The organism is Terriglobia bacterium, assembly GCA_036496425.1.
Classification (GTDB): Bacteria; Acidobacteriota; Terriglobia; order 20CM-2-55-15; family 20CM-2-55-15; genus 20CM-2-55-15.
Window position 1 is genome coordinate 1 of record DASXLG010000109.1, and the last position, 2,387, is coordinate 2,387.

2 protein-coding genes are annotated in these 2,387 nt (G+C 54.7%); both read left to right on the forward strand.

All coding sequences use genetic code 11. The features are described from left to right. The first annotated feature begins 5 nt into the window (after positions 1-5). A complete protein-coding gene (gene rpoD, locus VGK48_07635; protein ID HEY2381040.1) occupies positions 6-1,619 on the forward strand; it encodes an RNA polymerase sigma factor RpoD in 1,614 nt (537 codons plus the stop codon). A gap of 57 nt (positions 1,620-1,676) precedes the next feature. Next, the gene (locus tag VGK48_07640; protein ID HEY2381041.1) at positions 1,677-2,039 is read left to right on the forward strand and encodes a hypothetical protein; all 363 of its coding nucleotides are present in this window, start codon (positions 1,677-1,679) and stop codon (positions 2,037-2,039) included. Positions 2,040-2,387 lie beyond the last annotated feature (348 nt).

Genomic DNA, 2,387 nt, shown 5'->3' on the forward strand with positions numbered 1-2,387 from the left:
CGTCAGTGGAAGTTCAAGCGCGGATTCGGGAGCTGATTAAACTGGCGAAAGAACAAGGTTATCTCACGTTCGACGATCTGAACGAGGCATTACCGGAGGGAGTCACCGACGCCGATGAACTCGATCTGATTCTCACGCGTCTGCGCCGCTTGGAAATCGACATTATTGAGGCCTCCGAAGTTGACCGGTACAGGGACGGCAAAAAAGACGTCGACGAGGAAGAGGAAGAAGAAGAAGGCAGAGCGGCACCCAAAGTTGATATTCTTGATGACCCGGTGCGGATGTATTTGAAGCAGATGGGGCAGGTCCCACTGCTGACTCGAGACCAGGAAGTCCAAATCTCGAAGCGAATTGAGGAGGCTGAAGGGATGGTACAAAAACATCTCAGCCGCTTCGGCTTTGTTGCCCGCGGGCATCTAGATCTCGCCCGGAAACTCATCGAAGGCCGGGAACGGTTCGATCGTGTGATCCTCGATAAAAAAATCGAGAGCCGCGAGAGATACATGAAGAACCTGCCACACTTGTGTAAGCAGGTGGAGCAATTCAGTGCATCCATTAGCCGGCACTTTTCCGAGCTTGTGCGCGACCTTTCAAAGAAGGTTTCACAAAAGCGCAGGGGACTGCAAAGAACGATGGCCACCCTGCAAAAGATTTACCCTCGTTTTTACCTTAAGCAGCGGGTTACCGAAGAATTCGTGCACCTCGCCGACGAGGCGCACCACACCTCGTTATATCTCCAGACGGAGCTCGCCAAAAATCCTCGCAGCAAGAAGCGGCGGTTACAGCTTCAGACCAAGGTCCGCGATTTGGAAATCAGCTTGTGGTTTTCGCTTTCCGATTATTCCGAGGAATATCGGACGCTGAAAACCTGGTTGCGCCAGGCATTCAAAGCCAAAACCGAAATGGTCGAGGCCAATCTTCGTCTTGTTATTTCCATTGCGAAGAAATACACCAATCGCGGTTTGTCGTTTCTCGACCTGATCCAGGAAGGAAACATGGGACTGATGAAGGCAGTCGAGAAGTTTGAGTATCGGCGCGGATACAAGTTTTCGACCTATGCGACCTGGTGGATTCGCCAGGCAATTACCCGGTCCATCGCCGACCAGGCGCGCACGATCCGAATTCCGGTGCACATGATTGAGACGATCAACAAACTCTTGCGCGTGCAAAAACAGCTTGTGCAGGAGTATGGGCGGGAGCCCACGCCTGAGGAAGTAGCTGAGGAAGTCTTGCTGCCAGTGGACCGGGTTCGGGCCGTGCTGAAGATGGCCCAGCAACCGATCTCGCTGCAGTCACCGGTAGGCGAGAGCGAGGAAACCAACTTTGGCGATTTCATCGAGGACAGGGGCGCCGAAAACCCGAGCGACATGACTGCGATCGTTTTGCTCAAGGAAAAAATCAAGGATGTCCTGGAAACGCTCACCGACCGAGAACGGCAAGTCCTCGAGCAACGATTCGGCCTCGTCGACGGCTACAGCCGAACGTTGGAAGAAGTAGGTCGACAGTTCCAAGTTACCCGGGAGCGGATCCGCCAGATCGAAGCAAAGGCCCTGCGCAAAATGCGGCATCCAACCCGGATTCGGCAACTGGAAGGTTTCCTTGAGGCGCCGGGAATTTGAACATAATTTTCGGCCACGTTATAGCGCAACTTCGAGGCACGCAGGCTGTTGAATCCGATGGACAACATGAAACCTCAAGATGACAAAGAGCTATGGGATGTTCTCGGCCGGCTTCCTGAGCCCACGCTTTCGCCATTTTTTTCCCGGAATGTCCTAAGAAAAATTCGGCAGAAACCGACTCGTTTCGAGCGGGTGCGGAACTGGTTCAGCCTGCGAAAGGTTGTTGGAGCGTCGGCCGTGGCAGCGGTCTTTGTCGCCATTGCTCTTGTCACGCATTATCCGGGTCCGCGGACAACGTCTTCTGGCGATTCAGATGTAGTGGCTAAAATCGATCCACAGGATTATGACGTCGTGGCTGATCTGGATGCATTGATCGCCTGGGATGAAAATAGCGTGTGGGAAGATAGGCCAACCTTGTAAGTTATTCGTCGGTTTGGCGGCTTTTGTTCTGTGTTGCGCGTACGCGCAAGCGCAGCCACAACAACATCGCGGCACGGCCGGCCGGCCGGCGCCAATGGCGGCACCTCATGGACCACCGCCAAGTCAACCTCATGGACCGCCTTCAGGTCAGCCTCACGGGGCATCTTCAGGGCAGAGCATAAGGGAACGATGGCTCGCGATGCCGCCAGATGCCCGGCAAAATTTCCGGCGCAACGCCGATCTATGGATGCAGATGACTCCAGAGCAGCGCAACCTCATGCGTCAACGGGAGAATGTGCGACGGCAGATTATCACGCGCGACGCAGACGCGGCAGTTCGCGATTCGGG